The 15,775-nt window shown below is 34.1% G+C and carries 14 protein-coding genes and 1 tRNA gene; 10 read left to right on the forward strand and 5 right to left on the reverse strand.

What is annotated here, in order from left to right:
• Window positions 1–2 precede the first annotated feature (2 nt).
• Entirely contained in the window at window positions 3–575 is a 573-nt protein-coding gene (locus ABWU32_RS01685; protein ID WP_015589468.1) for a thioredoxin family protein, read from the reverse strand.
• A 108-nt stretch (window positions 576–683) separates the two neighbouring features.
• Here ABWU32_RS01685 and tmk point away from each other — a divergent pair, with 108 nt between their 5' ends.
• Complete coding sequence (gene tmk, locus ABWU32_RS01690) at window positions 684–1,274, forward strand: dTMP kinase (protein WP_015589469.1); 591 nt, start codon at window positions 684–686, stop codon at window positions 1,272–1,274.
• On the opposite strand, the gene ABWU32_RS01695 is transcribed toward tmk, so the two are convergent.
• The 4 genes from ABWU32_RS01695 to ABWU32_RS01710 all read right to left on the reverse strand — a co-directional run bounded on the left by ABWU32_RS01695 (window position 1,267) and on the right by ABWU32_RS01710 (window position 5,893).
• A complete protein-coding gene (locus ABWU32_RS01695; protein ID WP_007548786.1) occupies window positions 1,267–1,935 on the reverse strand; it encodes a hypothetical protein in 669 nt (222 codons plus the stop codon). The two genes, tmk and ABWU32_RS01695, sit on opposite strands and share 8 nt — an antisense overlap.
• Before the next feature lie 154 nt (window positions 1,936–2,089).
• Window positions 2,090–3,928 carry an ATP-dependent zinc metalloprotease FtsH gene (gene ftsH, locus ABWU32_RS01700; protein WP_012673393.1) on the reverse strand — a complete coding sequence of 613 codons (1,839 nt, stop codon included), beginning with the start codon at window positions 3,926–3,928 and terminating at the stop codon, window positions 2,090–2,092.
• A gap of 12 nt (window positions 3,929–3,940) precedes the next feature.
• On the reverse strand, window positions 3,941–5,236 hold the full coding sequence (gene tilS, locus ABWU32_RS01705) for a tRNA lysidine(34) synthetase TilS (protein ID WP_015589470.1): 1,296 nt from the start codon (window positions 5,234–5,236) through the stop codon (window positions 3,941–3,943).
• 177 nt (window positions 5,237–5,413) lie between these two features.
• Complete coding sequence (locus tag ABWU32_RS01710) at window positions 5,414–5,893, reverse strand: OmpA family protein (protein ID WP_010081889.1); 480 nt, start codon at window positions 5,891–5,893, stop codon at window positions 5,414–5,416.
• 275 nt (window positions 5,894–6,168) lie between these two features.
• Here ABWU32_RS01710 and ABWU32_RS01715 point away from each other — a divergent pair, with 275 nt between their 5' ends.
• From ABWU32_RS01715 to ABWU32_RS01755, 9 genes are all read left to right on the forward strand, one after another.
• The gene (locus ABWU32_RS01715; protein WP_265027915.1) at window positions 6,169–7,590 is read left to right on the forward strand and encodes a carboxypeptidase; all 1,422 of its coding nucleotides are present in this window, start codon (window positions 6,169–6,171) and stop codon (window positions 7,588–7,590) included.
• 23 nt (window positions 7,591–7,613) lie between these two features.
• Complete coding sequence (locus tag ABWU32_RS01720; protein ID WP_141456703.1) at window positions 7,614–8,690, forward strand: rod shape-determining protein; 1,077 nt, start codon at window positions 7,614–7,616, stop codon at window positions 8,688–8,690.
• A 202-nt stretch (window positions 8,691–8,892) separates the two neighbouring features.
• Window positions 8,893–9,996 carry a tRNA 2-thiouridine(34) synthase MnmA gene (mnmA, locus tag ABWU32_RS01725; RefSeq protein ID WP_015589473.1) on the forward strand — a complete coding sequence of 368 codons (1,104 nt, stop codon included), beginning with the start codon at window positions 8,893–8,895 and terminating at the stop codon, window positions 9,994–9,996.
• 883 nt (window positions 9,997–10,879) lie between these two features.
• Window positions 10,880–12,103, forward strand: coding sequence for a hypothetical protein (locus tag ABWU32_RS01730; RefSeq protein ID WP_015589474.1), 1,224 nt, complete (start codon window positions 10,880–10,882; stop codon window positions 12,101–12,103).
• A gap of 62 nt (window positions 12,104–12,165) precedes the next feature.
• Window positions 12,166–12,681, forward strand: a complete 516-nt coding sequence (gene ppa, locus ABWU32_RS01735) for an inorganic diphosphatase (protein ID WP_012673395.1) — start codon at window positions 12,166–12,168, stop codon at window positions 12,679–12,681.
• A gap of 389 nt (window positions 12,682–13,070) precedes the next feature.
• A tRNA-Ser gene (locus tag ABWU32_RS01740) sits at window positions 13,071–13,161 on the forward strand.
• Between the two features lie 176 nt (window positions 13,162–13,337).
• On the forward strand, window positions 13,338–14,483 hold the full coding sequence (locus tag ABWU32_RS01745; protein ID WP_141456704.1) for a SurA N-terminal domain-containing protein: 1,146 nt from the start codon (window positions 13,338–13,340) through the stop codon (window positions 14,481–14,483).
• 103 nt (window positions 14,484–14,586) lie between these two features.
• A complete protein-coding gene (locus ABWU32_RS01750) occupies window positions 14,587–15,207 on the forward strand; it encodes a hypothetical protein (protein WP_015589476.1) in 621 nt (206 codons plus the stop codon).
• The gene (locus ABWU32_RS01755; RefSeq protein ID WP_015589477.1) at window positions 15,191–15,742 is read left to right on the forward strand and encodes a 5-formyltetrahydrofolate cyclo-ligase; all 552 of its coding nucleotides are present in this window, start codon (window positions 15,191–15,193) and stop codon (window positions 15,740–15,742) included. The genes ABWU32_RS01750 and ABWU32_RS01755 overlap by 17 nt, the downstream gene beginning before the upstream one ends.
• The last annotated feature ends 33 nt before the right edge of the window (window positions 15,743–15,775 follow it).

Below are 15,775 nucleotides of genomic sequence, written 5' to 3' on the forward strand. Positions count from 1 at the left end.
ATTTAACCTGTAGAATTAGACCATTTAATTGAGCAGCCAATACTTGATTTTTGGTCAATTGGAGAATTACCAGTTTCTGCAATAAATTTCATAGCTTGAAATAAGTCACTACTTCCTACTTCATAGCTTTGAACCTTTTCTTTTTTTGCGTTGTTAAAACGTCCACGATAGCAAAGGTTTAAATTGGAATTAAAGCCGAAAAAGTCAGGAGTGCAAACAGCCCCGTATTCTTTAGCTATTTTCTGTGTACTATCAATTAAATATGGAAATGTAAACTTATTTTCCTTGGCAAAATTAATCATATTTTCAAAGGAATCTTCTGGATATTCATTTACATCATTTGGCATTATTGCAATGGTGTTTACCTGATAATCTTTTTTCAATTGATCAACATCGCTTACCAGATTACTAATAATTGACTGAACGTAAGGACAGTGATTGCATATAAACATTACAATAAGACCATTTTTTCCACAACAGTCACTTAATGTATAGTATTTATTGTCTACTCCCAAAAGATTAAAATCTTTTGCAGTAAAACTAAAATCGACTTTAGGAGTATTCAGAGCAACCATAGACTATTATTATACCACATGTAATTTACGGTCTTATTATTTAAATGTCAAACGGTTTCTATGTATACTGTTTGCATATTCTTTTTTAGTATTATAATTATAAAACTTATGTTCATAACTTTCGAAGGAATAGACGGCTCTGGTAAAACAACACAATCTAAGCTACTTGCAAATCATTTTAAGCAAATTCACGGCGAAAATAATGTGGTATTGACTCGAGAACCAGGTGGCACTAACTTTGCAGAAAAGATAAGAGGAGTGTTGTTAACGAATAATATTGATCCTATTTCTGAACTCTTGCTACTTATTTCGATGAGGCGCGAACATATGAAAAAATTAATATTACCAGCTCTTGCAGAAGGAAAAATAGTGATTTGTGATCGGTTTATTGATTCAACTATTGCATACCAAGGATATGGGCTTAGTGTTGATTTAGGGCTAATAAGGGACTTACATAAGTTAGTAGAAATTAAATGTCCAGATATTACATTTATTCTAGATATTGATGTTAAAGTTGGGTTAAATAGAGCAAAAGACAAGAATAAATATGAAGAAATGGATGTTAATTTTTACAATAAGGTCAGAAAAGGATTTCAGGAAATAGCCATAAAAGAGCCCGTTAGGTGCAGTGTTATCACTGGAATTGAAACAAAAAATGATAATCACGTACACAATGAAATTATTGATAAAATCACCTAGCTTGTGATAGAAAATTATCAATTTCAGGTAACATTATTTCATATGAATAACTTTTTGTTTGAGTAGCTAAAAAATCCTGTATTTTGTCTGGATCTTCTTCACTTATCATCTTATATGCCCTTGCGAGGTTCATTAATTCACTTCTATTTTTTTTATTGCTTACTTCAGTAATAGTAAAAAATTGATCAAAATGGTCTAAGAGGTCTTTATTTTTTATTGAAGACACAATATTGTCAATTTCTTTCACATATAATGCAAGTTTGTGTGCTTTACTACGATCTTCAAAACAAAGATTAACAAGCACGTTACGAAACCTATCTTTCGTAGTACTTCTCACTTCTGCTAATAAGGACTTAATATTTTCTTGGCAATGCACTCTCTTTACCGATTCAGCCGGTTCAACCATACCAAGAACATTCTTTACCAAAGATTTTTCTTCACAACTAAATATGAACATGTAATAACCCATCGATAAAGTGAAGAGCAAGAACATAGCCGGAAGTAAAAACGGAGCTAATACATTTTGTGACGCAGGGAAAATAAACCAGGTAACAGTTGCTATTGACACAGTTACAAATAATCCTGATAAACATAATTGTGCTTTTCTTCTATAATTCTGATCAATAACTGTACTTACACCAATAGAAGCTATATCAATCATTACTCACACCTCATTAAACATTAATACTAACTGAATGATAGCATTATTGTGATGAAAATGCAATATTATGAATATTTTAATACAATTTATATTGACAGTTACAATTCTGAATGTTTTATTGCAGCGTTAGCTGATTAGCATTTTTAAGATGAGGTCAACTCTCATAGAGAGAGGATTTTTTTATTTTCTCATTCTTCTCATTTTCCTCTCTAACAATTTTTTTTCCATTTAATATGTCCTTTATTTCATCTCCTGTTAAAGTTTCAAACTCCAGTAGATTTTCGGCAATGAGATCTAAGCCTTTCTTATGCTTGGTCAAAATGTCTTTTGCTTTTTCATAGCAAGAAGATACAACTTTCTTCACTTCTTCATCTATAAGTTTTAACGTATCTTCAGAAATTATCTCAGAACCATGTATGGTTTGTTCGCGATTGTGATAGATCGGGCCTATTTTGTCACTCATTCCCCATTTTGTTACCATAGCGCGTGATAAATCAGATGCTTGTTTTATATCCGAAGATGCACCGCTTGTGACTTTATCGTAGCCAAAAATTAGCTCTTCTGCCACTCTTCCACCCATTGCAACAGTTATATCTGCTAGCATCTTTTCTCTTGTGAGGGACACTCTATCTGTTTCTGGTAGTCTCATAACTAAACCGAGTGCCCTACCGCGTGGAATAATTGTTGCCTTGTGTATAGGATCAGAAGCAGGCATATTAACAGCAATCATCGCATGACCAGCTTCATGGTATGCAGTCAGTCTCTTTTCCTCTTCTGTCATAATGAGAGATCGCCTTTCTACGCCCATCATCACTTTATCACGTGCATATTCGAAATCATCCATGGTAACAATCTTCTTGTTTCTTCTTGCAGCGATAAGTGCAGATTCATTCACCAAATTTGCTAGATCAGCCCCTGAAAAACCTGGTGTTCCTCTTGCAACTGTTTTCACGTTTACATCTGGTGCTATTGATATTTTCTTTATATGAGTATTTAATATCTTTTCACGCCCATTTATATCGGGTAAAGAAATAGTAATCTGTCGGTCAAAACGACCAGGTCTAAGCAGTGCTGGATCTAAGACATCCGGACGGTTAGTCGCAGCAATTATTATTACACCTTCATTAGACTCAAAGCCATCCATCTCAACTAATAACTGATTTAATGTTTGTTCTCTTTCATCATTGCCGCCACCAAGACCAATGCCACGATGTCTACCCACCGCATCTATTTCATCTATAAAAATTATACAAGGAGCATTTTTCTTGCCTTGATCAAACATATCACGAACACGACTTGCACCAACACCCACAAACATTTCAACAAAATCAGATCCAGAAATACTAAAGAATGGCACATTAGCTTCTCCTGCAATTGCACGAGCAAGTAAAGTTTTACCAGTTCCAGGAGAGCCAATCAAAAGGCACCCTTTTGGTATTTTTCCACCTAATATTTGAAATTTTTGCCTTTGTTTAAGAAAATCAACGATCTCTACTAGCTCTTCTTTTGCTTCATCAATTCCGGCAACATCATCAAATGTTACTTTTTTTCCACTAGTCATGAGTCTAGCCCTTGACTTGCCAAAGCTTATAGTTCTGTTGCCCCCCGCTTGTGTTTGTTTAAGAAAGAATAGCAAGAAGCCAATAAAGATAAATGTTGGGACCCATGAGATAAGTAATCCACCAATTACGTTCATGGCAGAATCTCCAGTTGAAAAGGAGAATCTCACTTTTCTATCATGTAAATTTTTTATTAGGTCGCTATATATGACACCGCTTGAATTGAAACTTGAACCGTCCCTGAACTTGCCTTCAATGCTCTGGTTTTTTATGACAATATTTTCTACATCATTGTCTTCTAGTCTAGTTAAAAATTCCGAAAAAGGTATAATTGTTTTACTTTTACCTACATTTCCGCTGAACTGAATATAAGCAACTGAAATAAGAACAATAATTACTAACCAGATCAATAAGCCTTCTAAAAATTTTTTCATTTCTATTTCTAACTAAATACTAATCAAGCTTACCAAATTTTGTTTTATCGTGCTATTAATAATGCATTGAACCTTATCGTCATTGGTATTTTTTCCGTTATAATTTACATCAGGATAAGCAAGCACCTTTCCATCTTTTAGCACTACAGGCAAAGAATAGAAAACTTCAGGGCAGCAGTTGTAATCCTTCAGAAATTCAGGAACTTTTTGTGTTTTTTTTAATGGAGCGATGATAACTGAACACTCTTGATTTCCGAGTATTGTGCAGCTAAATCTGTTATCCCATTGAGTAGGTTCATTTAAAGGTAGGTTTAAGGTAATTTCTTGTATCTTTGACGATTCTCTAATTATCAAGATATTTTCTCCATGTTTTCTTATTTTACACCCAGAAAGTGTACAATTAACATTACTATCCTTTTGCAATATTTTATTAAATATTACGATAAGGCTGTTGTACCTTGGTTTATAATGTTTACTGGCAATTGCCATTATGGAGTAAAGAAGAAGCCTCAAGGCTATTTCCTCTGGCAATTGATAAAACTCACTTAGTTTAATTTCAATATAACCAAGATCATGCACATTAACGCAGTCATTAAACGCAAGGCGTGTGTAGTGCATCAACGCTTTTGCAGCTCTTTTCATATGAAGGGCTGTGAGGCATATTCGCTCTGTTAAAATCTCTTGATTATCACTTGCTTTAAGTAAGTTACGGTATAAAGTTCGCCTGTATTTTAAGTCATAGTTGCTTCTATCTTCGATCCATTTTAACCGATGAAGCTTAGCGTACTTTTCTATTTCACTACGACTAAAATTTAACAATGGCCTAAATATATAAATACCATTTAGGAAAGACTTGTAGTCCATTGATGATAATCCATCTACGCCACTACCTCGCTCTAATCTTAACAAGAACGTTTCTGCTTGATCATCTTTGTGATGAGCAACAAGTAAATATTTAACATTATTATTTTTACACCACTCTGCTAGTAACTTATACCGTGCTTTTCGTGCCTGTAACTGAATATTGCCTTTAATATTTTGCTTCTCCCAATTTAATATGAACGATTCCTTTGCTCCAAGTTCCTTTGCATAACTTACAACAAAATCAGCTTCTTTTTGAGACTCTGAACGTAACCCATGATTTACTGTTAATGCTATAGGAAGTGGAAGCTTGTTTTTTTTTGCCCAGTTATTCATTAAGTGCAGTAAGATTATACTATCTACACCACCTGATACTGCAACTGCAACTTGATTATTATAGAAAGCAAAACTATTAACCACATTTTGAAATAATAACTCTAATTCCATTATGCCTCTTGATGGCCAGATAGTCTCTACGTCATACAGCGACTTATTTGTGGTATATATAGATCCCGCTAACAAGCAACGAAATATGACAAGTTTGTCCTTTTTTGTCTACCCCAGTGCCCTTTCTTTATGTCATCCCAGTGCTTGACACTGGGATCCAGGTTTTAATGCAAGAAACTATTTCTTTATTCCAGAAAATGAAAATTCCACTCTACGATTTTTAGCATGCTCTTTTTCATATTTAGAATTTCTAGAATCATCTTTTACATTAACCAAAGGCTCAGTTTCACCTTTAGAAGCAGTTTTTATTCTGTTTTCTATGTAGGGTGTACAACTAACCATAAATTTTTTAGCTGCATCTGCCCTTCTAGCGCCTAGCGCAAGATTATATTCATGAGAACCACGGTTGTCAGTGTGACCAGTTAAAGTAACCTTCGCGTCAGGGTTATCTTGTAACACCTCCATTACGTCAAGTAATGCATCTGCACTTACTTCAGCAATACTAGATTCATCATAACCAAAGAAAACTCTTTTATCACCTATCTGCTTAACAACAGAATTTATTTTATTTGTTGTATTTGCTCCTTTTTTTGGGCAAGAACTTACACCAGTAAGTAATAAACAAAAACAGCACATTATAACCAGTCTACTCCACATTACTAAACCTCCATAAATTTTAAATAGTGCGTAACTTTAATTTCAGTAGCTAATATCTCTCCATATTGTAATATAGTCAAGAGAAATAAAATACTAAATACTTTTTCTACAACCTTACAATTAATTTTCCTATAATATGCTGGACTCTGAGTAGAAAAATCCAATAAAAGAATAAAAAGTACAATTTTTTATTGTACTTTAAGCAAATATGCTTTTAACTTTATTATTAATCTATCACGATGTTAAACAGATGTTTTCTAAAATAATGAACAAATATGAAATCTTATAAGTTTTTAGAGGAAGTATTATATAGGGTAAAGAATATCGAAAATACGCTAAAAGTACTAAACCAAAGCCAATTGAATGCAGAGGACAAAGTTGAACAAATGAGTCTTCTAGAAGAAATCAGACATGAAATTATCTCTCATGACGTAATAAAGGAATCATTAGCAGATGCTCTTGACAACAAAAAGAGTGCAGATGCTTGGCAGCTAAAGTTAATAGAGAGAATACATAAGAGCAACAGTGCTGTTCCTATTGATTTAGTAAAATCTTTGTCCAAAGCTAAAGTTGAATGCCAAAGTTTATGGAGGCTAAACAATTCTGAAGCCAGTAACTTGGAAAAACTAAAAGAACGTTTTACTGATTTAATCACACTCATTCGCGAAGTAGCTTCTATAAAATCGCAGCAATTAAAATGCTCAAAATACGACTCACTGCTTGCTGACTATGACTCTGATATCACAGAAAAGAATATAAGGGAAGTATTCCCCAAGGTAGGCAAATTCTTTAGTGGAAATGTAGATAAAATAATTGAAAAGCAGAAAAAGGATAAGGTTACTAATATACAAAAAGTTGCTACTCAGAAGCAGATTGAACTTGGCTCGTCATGTTTACAGCAAATGGGTGTCGCACTGCATGAGGTTCGTACTTCTTATTACTACCCTATAGATTATGATGAATCTGACTTTTGTTATGGTTTATTTTCTCTTTTACGGCATAGTGGTTATGCAATTTATCAAAAATGTTTAGCGCAAAATTCTATAAGTAGCCCAATTACGAGACATGTTATGTATGAAACTCAAGGGTTATTCATGGAAAGGATGATTGGAACATCCAGAGAATTTATTGAGTTCATTCAACCACACATAAAAGAGAAATTTGCTATAAAAGGCAAAACTAACGAGAAAGTTAGCAGTGTTGAAAATTTGTACTTGATTTTCAATGAAATAAACCTTTCTTCTTTTTTAAAAAATGCAGATGAATTTAGTCTGTTAGCTCATATTATGTTGAGAACTAGGTTAGAACAAGATATAATAAATGGTACATTGGAAGTCAAAGAACTGCATGATGCGTGGCTGGAAGGTATGAAGCACTATAAAATTCCAGTAAAAGCTGAAAATGAGCTAAACACTTATTTTCAAGATGAATATTGGGCAAGCGGTGTTATGGGCTACTTTCCTATAAAAATTATTGCTTTAATTGCTGCTGTGCAGATTTTCTCTTGCGTTAAAAAGAATCATTACGAATCATTAAGTGCTATAATAAAAGGAGATTTTAGTTTACTTATCAGTTGGTTATCTCAAAATATATACAGTGCAAAGTGTGGCCTGGAACTGCTAAAAAAAGTAACAGGTAAGGGTTTAGACGTTGAGTGCTGCATTAGCTACTTATCTGGAAAGTATAATTTGTCTTAATAAATGATTTTCTTGAGTTGCGTATGAATTTTGTTCGAAAATTAACCGAAAAGTTTTGTAGTCTTTTCACTTTCAAAGGTTTATTTGCTAGCGATATTGCTATAGATCTTGGCACTGCAAACACTTTAGTTTATCAGAAAAATCAGGGAATAGTGCTTGATGAGCCTTCAGTTGTAGCAAGAATAAAAGAAAAAGGAAGCTACGTTCCTTATGCTTTTGGTAAAAAAGCTAAAATGATGCTTGGAAAAACGCCTGGAGAAATAGAGGCGATAAGGCCCTTAAAAGATGGAGTCATTGCTGATTTTAAAAGTGCGGAAGAAATGCTAAAATATTTCATACGCAGTGCAAACACAAAATTCACTGTTAATAAACCTAATATTATCATATGCGTTCCATCTGGATCCACGCCAGTTGAAAGGCGTGCTATACAAGATGCAGCAGAAAGTGCTGGTGCAAATGAAGTATTTTTAATTGAAGAACCAATGGCTGCAGCAATCGGAGCTGGGCTCCCGGTTACTGAACCTGAGGGTTCTATGATCGTTGATATAGGAGGCGGTACAACTGAAGTTGCAATTATTTCTTTAGGTGGAATTGTTTATTCACGTTCTGCCAGAGTAGGTGGCGATATTATGGATGAAGCAATAAAATCATATATTCGTGAAAATCATAAATTATTAATCGGTGAAACAACCGCTGAGAAAATTAAGAAAAGCATAGGTTCAGCCAATTTGCCAGGTGAAAATAACAAAGAGGGAATGATAATTAAAGGCAGGGATTTAGTGAGTGGCATGCCAAAAGAAATGCTTTTATCAGAATACCAAGTTGCAGAGAGTTTAATAGAGCCTGTACATCAGATAATTTCTGCTATTAGGACTGCACTGGAGAGCACTCCACCTGAACTTTCTTCTGATATAGTCGATAAAGGAATAATTTTATCCGGTGGCGGCGGATTATTGCGTAACTTGGGCAAAGTTATCAGTGAAACAACAAAACTACCAGTTCGTGTTGCAGATGACCCACTTTGTTGTGTTGCTCTGGGTAGCGGAAAAGTGCTTGAAAACATGGATTATTTTGGCCATGTTTTATTTAAGCAGGATTAAATTATTTTTAAAGGTAGTTCATCGAATTTTATAGCAAATTTTACCTCAAGCATAAAGATGTCATCCAAGTAGCCAACACTGGGATCCAGAAAAATTGACTATAAACAAGTATGCTGTTTCGATGAAATTGTGTAATAGAAACTAGATTCCAGTGTCAGCTACTTGCATGACACCAAGTTTGTGTTTATAAATTAAGGCGATTATGCTAAAAGAATTTGAAATTGAACCTCTGCTAAAAGATAAAGCTCCGCACCAGACCAAGGCTGTTGTTGCAATGTCCGGGGGAGTTGATAGCTCCGTTGCTGCAGCACTGCTATATAACTTTGGGTACCAGGTGATAGGTGTAACTCTTCAACTCTATGGCACCGATGGTGCAAGAAAGGGCGCATGCTGCGCTGGACAAGATATTTATGACGCTAAGCGTGTGGCTGAAAGTGTTGGCTTTCCTCACTATATTTTAAACTATGAGGAAATATTCAAAAAGGAAGTAATAGAGGATTTTGCGAGTACCTATATGCGTGGGGAAACTCCCATACCATGCGTGAGATGTAACCAAACGGTAAAATTTCGTGATCTATTGCAAGTTACAAAAAATCTTGGTGCGGATGTGCTCGTAACAGGACATTACGTGAGAAGGTTAGAAAAAAATGGTGAGGTAAAGTTGTGTAGAAGCATTGATAAAAGTAAAGATCAAAGTTATTTTTTGTTTGCTACAACTCAAGAGCAATTGAAGCTTTTGCGATTTCCACTAGGTGGGTTCTATAAAAGTGATATAAGAAAATTAGCAAAGTATTTTGGCTTACAAATTTCTGAAAAGCCGGACAGTCAAGATATATGCTTTGTTTCCGAAAGCTATAGTAAAACAATAGCTAAATTAGCTCCACAATCTGTACAGAAAGGTAAAATAGTGGATGTTAATGGAAAAGTGCTAGGCGAGCACAGTGGCATAGTAAATTTTACAGTGGGGCAAAGAAAGGGCTTGGGTATCGCACACAATGAACCTCTTTATGTGATAAAAATTAATACAGAAAATAATGAGGTTATAGTAGGTCCGATCAACGTATTAATGCAAAAAAAAATATTGATCAAGGAGTTAAATTGGTTAGAACAACCAAAGGAAGGTATGGAAGTAACTGTGAAGCTGAGATCATCACATGCGGGAAGTTTAGCAACAATACATTCAACTGACGAAAAAAATAAAGCCTGTGTCATTTTAAACGACGATTACTTTGGCATCAGTCCAGGTCAAGCCTGTGTAGCGTATAAAGATGAGCAAGTTATCGGCGGTGGATGGATATGCTCTTAACTAAAAGCTTTAATGCAGAGTGTAAACATACAATAGACTTCTTGCATAACCATATAACATTGGGAATAGAAACAAAAAAACTTGCTTGACAAACTCCGCCAGCCCCCTTATCATGAAACTGAAGCTATTTATTTATCTTCTCTGTACAGATTAAATGACAAAAAAACTCACGTATCTGGCGTCTCATGTTTAATTTTTTGCACTATGTGCACTCTATGTCTTTATCAAATTTCTGGGTTTTTACCTACACAAGCTGAAATACGCTTATAAAGCATTTAAAACATTAAAAAACGCCAACTTAAAAAATGGATAGTGAATAACTAGCTACCCTAGGGTTTCTTTTGCCTTTTTTTCTGTTTAGTAAATTTCTTAACGTTTATAATTTAGATTAGTTGCGGCTTAAAAGCAGCTAAATCGCGGTTATTAAGTGTTTAGAATAAAAAAACGCCATACTTGAAAGTATAATGTAAGTAATTAGCCAACCACGGGGCTTCTTTTGCCTTTTTTTTCATTTGGTAAATTTCTTAATGTTTGTAGCTAAACGACAACCGTCATCCCGCTGCTTGTTAGCGGCTAAGAGATACCGCGAATGAATCGCGGTATGACGGTGTAATGATGGTTAAGTAATTCGTCATCCCGCTACGTGTTAGCGGGATCTATGTTGAGAGATACCGCGAATGAATCGCGGTATGACGGTTCGCGGCGGCATAAAGATAAGTCTCGTCATCCCGCTGCGTGTTAGCGGGATCTCTTGTTAGTGCCGCGGCGGTATAGCTATACCTTTTTCTACTTAGTTTAGGTTATGCAAGAAGTCTAATAACATTTATTGCTATTTTGCCATGTATCCCTTATACTATAAAGTAGAACATTATAGGTTTCAGCAATGATAAAAGAAATTGAAGAACTAATAAAAATTGTTGGTAAGGGTAATTTATTAGAGACGTTATTTATTTTTTTAGGTAGCTTTCAACATGCTGACTTAGGTCGTTTTATGGATCACAGAAATCATTTTGGTTTGTCTGAATTCATTAGAAAAAAAGAGGAACCATTAGATAAATATTTTAACTTAAAATTTAGTCTACAAGGGCTGTTTTTAATTTATGCTCAAGCTTATCAAATTCTAAGTGAAAACAATAACCTGAATACTAAAGATGTCATAGATAAAATATATGAAGTTATTAAAGGATCTGAGTTAAATGAATATATAAATGAAGTAGTAGATGGAAGAAAATTAGATTTACTTAACATCTTAGCAAATCCAAAGAGAGAACCAATATTTAAAACAGAAGAAGATTTTGAAAATAAAGTACTCATTGGTCTTAGAAAGTTACTAAGTGAAGGAAATACATTAAACAAATATGACAGAGAATTTGCATTAAATAAGTGCGTTATTGGCTGTTACTACTCTATTCATAATATAAAAGTAGATAAAGATATTGCATTGTTGTTTTCCATAGGTAGTTACTATAAAGAACTTTCACCATCTAACAAAACAGTAAGAAGAGAAGTACTAGAGATATGTGAGAATCAGTTAATAGAGAACTATATAGTGCACTTAGCTAGCAAACTACACATGATCGGATTATCAAGTAGAGATAAATATACAATCGACCATGAGAATGTGGATCGGCAAGAGAAAGCATTGAAAATGGATGGATTAACATGTCCTATAAATACAAAAAACACCCTAGAGCAACTGTTAAAAAACCAAAATAGTGATGAATTTGAACAATTAGTAATGAGCCCTGAGAATATATACTACTCAGTGTTGCCAGAAGAGAATGAATATAGGCCAAATCTTATCACCAGCAAGAAAAAAGAAAAAGACTATAAAAACACAGTCTGTAAACTTATTTTAGGTATGTTTATATTGTCTGTTGGGTTATCTGTTGCTGATTATTTCCTTATGGAGCAAAAATTGCTCAACTCAATAAAAAATGTTTTGCCACAAGACAACCTTACTAACCTGATAATTGGTGCGGTGCTTACTATTGTAATAGTATATGCCTTATTTCAATTATTGAAACCACCACAGGAACCACCACTTTCAACAGTCAATAAGATGATGAATGAAAATTTAGGACCGCTCCATGCAAAACAAGCTTAGAACTACATAAATGTAGCAACTTAAAAGTACATATTGTATAATCTTAAGTTAAGAGGTAATTTATGGATTTAAGTAAAATAACAGCGGGACCAAATGCGGTGAATGTGGTAATTGAAATAAGTGCGAATGCTGAGCCTGTAAAGTATGAATTTAATAAAGAGTTTGGGTTGTTACAAGTTGACAGATTTTTGTCTACCTCAATGACTTATCCTTGCAATTATGGGTTTATACCAAATACCTGCGCAGGTGATGGTGATCCTGTGGATGTTTTGGTGCTAACTCAATTTCCCTTAGCATCTAGTGTTTTAATATCGGTGCGTCCAATAGGCGCATTACTCACTAAAGATGAAAAAGGAGAAGATGAGAAAATATTAGCTGTGCCTGTTTCCAGTGTTGATAGCTATTATGACAATATAAAGGACTATTCTGACTTATCTAAAAGCCTACTAGATAAAATTACTCATTTCTTTTCTCATTATAAAGATCTAGAAAAGGGAAAAACGGTAGCAGTTGGAGAATGGGTTGGTGTAGAAGAAGCAAAACAAATTGTTGCAAGCTCTATTAAAAGCGGAAATTAGTTTTTGTTGATTTATAGCTAAAGTGGCTCTACGATTTGAAAAATAACAAATTCGTCATTCCGCTACTCGTTAGCGGAATCTATACCGCGCACAACCGTACGAACATTGCAATATGGCACATAGTAAACGATGTCATCCCAGTGCGTGACACTGGGATCCAGACTTTCCGTAAAAACGTTATATTTTAACATAACACTTATATGCTCACCAACTTAGTGCTAATCAAAATCCTGGATCCCAGTGTCACGCACTGGGATGACAAGAAAGGGAGCACTGGAATTTTTGTTTCAGCATTAGCCATGCATCTGAACAGATACAAATATTGCAATTAAAAGCATTAGACAGGTGGTAGAGGTCTTGGTATTATATAATCTTTAGGTTCTAAACTTGGAAGGGTGGCCGAGCGGCTGAAGGCGGCGGTTTGCTAAACCGTTATACGACCCAAAAGTCGTATCGAGGGTTCGAATCCCTCTCCTTCCGTATACTGTTTTGAGCACGGTCTAAATTCGCTATATTAGCATGTTTTTAGCCTATTTACCAGCGTACCTGATTTTGTTGCAATGGTTTTTATTTCCATTGTCACTGAGATCACTATTAAAAAGTTGGCTAGCATTGACTCAGTATTTATTATAGAATTGGTTATTAACCTTACTTATATGCATAAAATACTAATTTTACTGTTAATAGTGTTGCCACTTAGGTTGCTTGCAATCGAGATTGAAATTGTTGCAGATGTAAATGGTGAGCCAATTTCAAATTTAGATATCGAAAAACGCATCAACTTTATAAATTCATTGTTTGGCACTCAAAGTGTTGATCAAAAAGGAGCAAAGCCTCAAATTCTTAGGGAGCTAATAGACGAAATTATCATTATCAATGAAGCGCAGAGGCTGAATATAAAATTGAGCAACGAGGAGTTAGATAATGCTATCATGTTATTTTTAACCCAAAGTTTTAAACTTAAGGCTAATGAAGTTGATCAATACATAGAGAAGCATAATATAGATCTTGGTATTTTAAGAAAACAAATAAAATGTCAGTTACTGTGGAGCAAAATTATTGAAGTAAGAATTGTGCCATTTATTAATATAAGCGATAAAGAAGTAAATGATGTAAAAAGGCAAACAGAAAAGCCGGATTATCTTATCACGTTCCAAGAGTTTATAATTCCTGATCAAAAAGACAAGGACGTTTATGGTATAGCTGAAGATTTAGTAAAAAAATTACGCAACAGTAATAACCCAGAATCTCCAATAAAGATGCGTAAAGCAACAGTTAATTTAAGTCAGCTAAAAGGAAAACTCAAGAACGTTTTAGAAGGATTAGAAACCAGCGACATAGCAGGTCCATTCAGTTTTAGTGAAGGTTACTCTGTTATAAAAGTAATAGATAAAGTACAACTTAATCATGCACTGCTGGAAAGCACTTTAAAATTAAAACAGATTGTGGTTGAAGGTTCAGAAAGTTTATTAGATAATCTCAAGGAGCAAAAAGTTAATTGTTTAAATTTTGATAAATTAGCAGATAATTTTAAGCTGCCAAACGCAAAAGAATTTGAAATAAAAATGCGAGATTTAAATCCTGATTTACAGATTTTATTTAGTAAAACAAGTGTGAATGAAATAGTAGAATTGAGAGAAAATGGCACTGCAAAGTTGATGATGTTGTGTGATATCAAGAGTAATGTAGCGGGTATAGAAGCAATCAAACAGAAAATGTACCAACAAAAGATTATGATACAAAGCAACTTGTTATTAGATGATATGCGTAAAAATGCAGCTATCAGTTATCGGTATAGTTGAAGTCAGAGAGTGTCCTTGTCTCTGTCTTTGTGTATAGAACTATATAAATTACTTTGTTCTATAAAATTTCAAAAAATTTGAACAAATGTAGTTAAAATAGCACATGAAGAATATAATGCTAATTGGTGGTGGAGTTGGAAATGCAGTGTTATTTTCGATAGGGAAGGCATGTCTTGAAAATAATAACAAGGTTTTGTACTTCGCTGGCTATAAGAAGTTAAGTGATGTATTTAAACGAGCACTGATAGAGCGTGCATCAAATGCAGTAGTTTGGGCATGTGAAGAAGGATTGATAGAAACAAGCAGAGATCAAGATAAATCCTTTCATGGTAATATAGTTGATGCAATAGTCTCTTATCAACAAGGAAGATTAGGTATTAATTTGAACGTTATAGATAAAATTATCACTATTGGTTCTGATAAAATGATGAAAGCTGTGAATGAAGCTAGAAAAACAATTTTAAAGCCATATCTGAAGTCAAGTCATATAGCAATATCGTCAGTTAATTCTCCTATGCAGTGTATGATGAAAGAAATCTGTGCTCAATGTGTTCAGCAACATATAAATAAGGAAACAGGAGAAAGAAGTTTTGTTTATAGCTGCAGTAATCAAGACCAGGATATGGAGTTTATTGACTTTGACTTTTTAAGTGAGCGCTTGAAGCAAAATAGTTTACAAGAAAAACTTACTGCAAAATGGATAGATCATGTTCAAAGATATTAAACAGCACAAAAAGGAAATAAGAGAGCAATATAGAGCTATAAGAAAAGATATTGATGAAAGTTATTCCAGTTATGCAGCAAATTCCCTTATTAATCTCTTTAATCAGAACTTAAGCTACGTTAAAGGCAAAACAATAGCAGCTTACATTCCAATGGACGGGGAAATAAATGTTGTACCTTTGATGCATAGTTTACTCGATTTAGATTATAAAGTAGCAATTCCTAATAAAAATAAGTTACTAAAATTTGAGGAATGGAACAAAACAAATGAAGATGTAATTCCCGACACAATCATTACTCCTGTTATTGCTTTTGATGATCATTTTAATAGATTGGGTTTTGGCGGTGGTTGGTATGATACAATGATAGAAAAACTGCGGCCACTTGGAAAAATATTTATAGGTGTAGCCTATGAGAAACAATATTGTAAAGATTTACCTGTAGAAAAACATGATCAAAAATTGGATATTATAATCACTGAGATGTGTGTTAGATGTGGAAGTGGATTGCTCAAAAAAGTGGATAAAAAGGAGTAGCGTAACCCCACTTTCTGATAGTAATTTTTGCGT

Origin of the sequence: Wolbachia endosymbiont (group A) of Udea olivalis (assembly GCF_964028365.1) — a bacterium.
Taxonomy (GTDB): Bacteria; Pseudomonadota; Alphaproteobacteria; order Rickettsiales; family Anaplasmataceae; genus Wolbachia; species Wolbachia pipientis.

Excerpts from the sequence above, each read along its gene's own strand:
- ABWU32_RS01745 (WP_141456704.1), top strand. The coding sequence starts at position 13,338 with ATGCATAAAATACTAATTTTACTGTTAATAGTGTTGCCACTTAGGTTG.
- ftsH (WP_012673393.1), bottom strand. The coding sequence starts at position 3,928 with ATGAAAAAATTTTTAGAAGGCTTATTGATCTGGTTAGTAATTATTGTT.
- ABWU32_RS01755 (WP_015589477.1), top strand. The coding sequence starts at position 15,191 with ATGTTCAAAGATATTAAACAGCACAAAAAGGAAATAAGAGAGCAATAT.
- ABWU32_RS01715 (WP_265027915.1), top strand. The coding sequence starts at position 6,169 with ATGAAATCTTATAAGTTTTTAGAGGAAGTATTATATAGGGTAAAGAAT.
- ABWU32_RS01720 (WP_141456703.1), top strand. The coding sequence starts at position 7,614 with ATGAATTTTGTTCGAAAATTAACCGAAAAGTTTTGTAGTCTTTTCACT.
- tilS (WP_015589470.1), bottom strand. The coding sequence starts at position 5,236 with ATGGAATTAGAGTTATTATTTCAAAATGTGGTTAATAGTTTTGCTTTC.
- ppa (WP_012673395.1), top strand. The coding sequence starts at position 12,166 with ATGGATTTAAGTAAAATAACAGCGGGACCAAATGCGGTGAATGTGGTA.
- ABWU32_RS01750 (WP_015589476.1), top strand. The coding sequence starts at position 14,587 with ATGAAGAATATAATGCTAATTGGTGGTGGAGTTGGAAATGCAGTGTTA.
- tmk (WP_015589469.1), top strand. The coding sequence starts at position 684 with ATGTTCATAACTTTCGAAGGAATAGACGGCTCTGGTAAAACAACACAA.
- mnmA (WP_015589473.1), top strand. The coding sequence starts at position 8,893 with ATGCTAAAAGAATTTGAAATTGAACCTCTGCTAAAAGATAAAGCTCCG.
- ABWU32_RS01695 (WP_007548786.1), bottom strand. The coding sequence starts at position 1,935 with ATGATTGATATAGCTTCTATTGGTGTAAGTACAGTTATTGATCAGAAT.
- ABWU32_RS01710 (WP_010081889.1), bottom strand. The coding sequence starts at position 5,893 with ATGTGGAGTAGACTGGTTATAATGTGCTGTTTTTGTTTATTACTTACT.
- ABWU32_RS01685 (WP_015589468.1), bottom strand. The coding sequence starts at position 575 with ATGGTTGCTCTGAATACTCCTAAAGTCGATTTTAGTTTTACTGCAAAA.
- ABWU32_RS01730 (WP_015589474.1), top strand. The coding sequence starts at position 10,880 with ATGATAAAAGAAATTGAAGAACTAATAAAAATTGTTGGTAAGGGTAAT.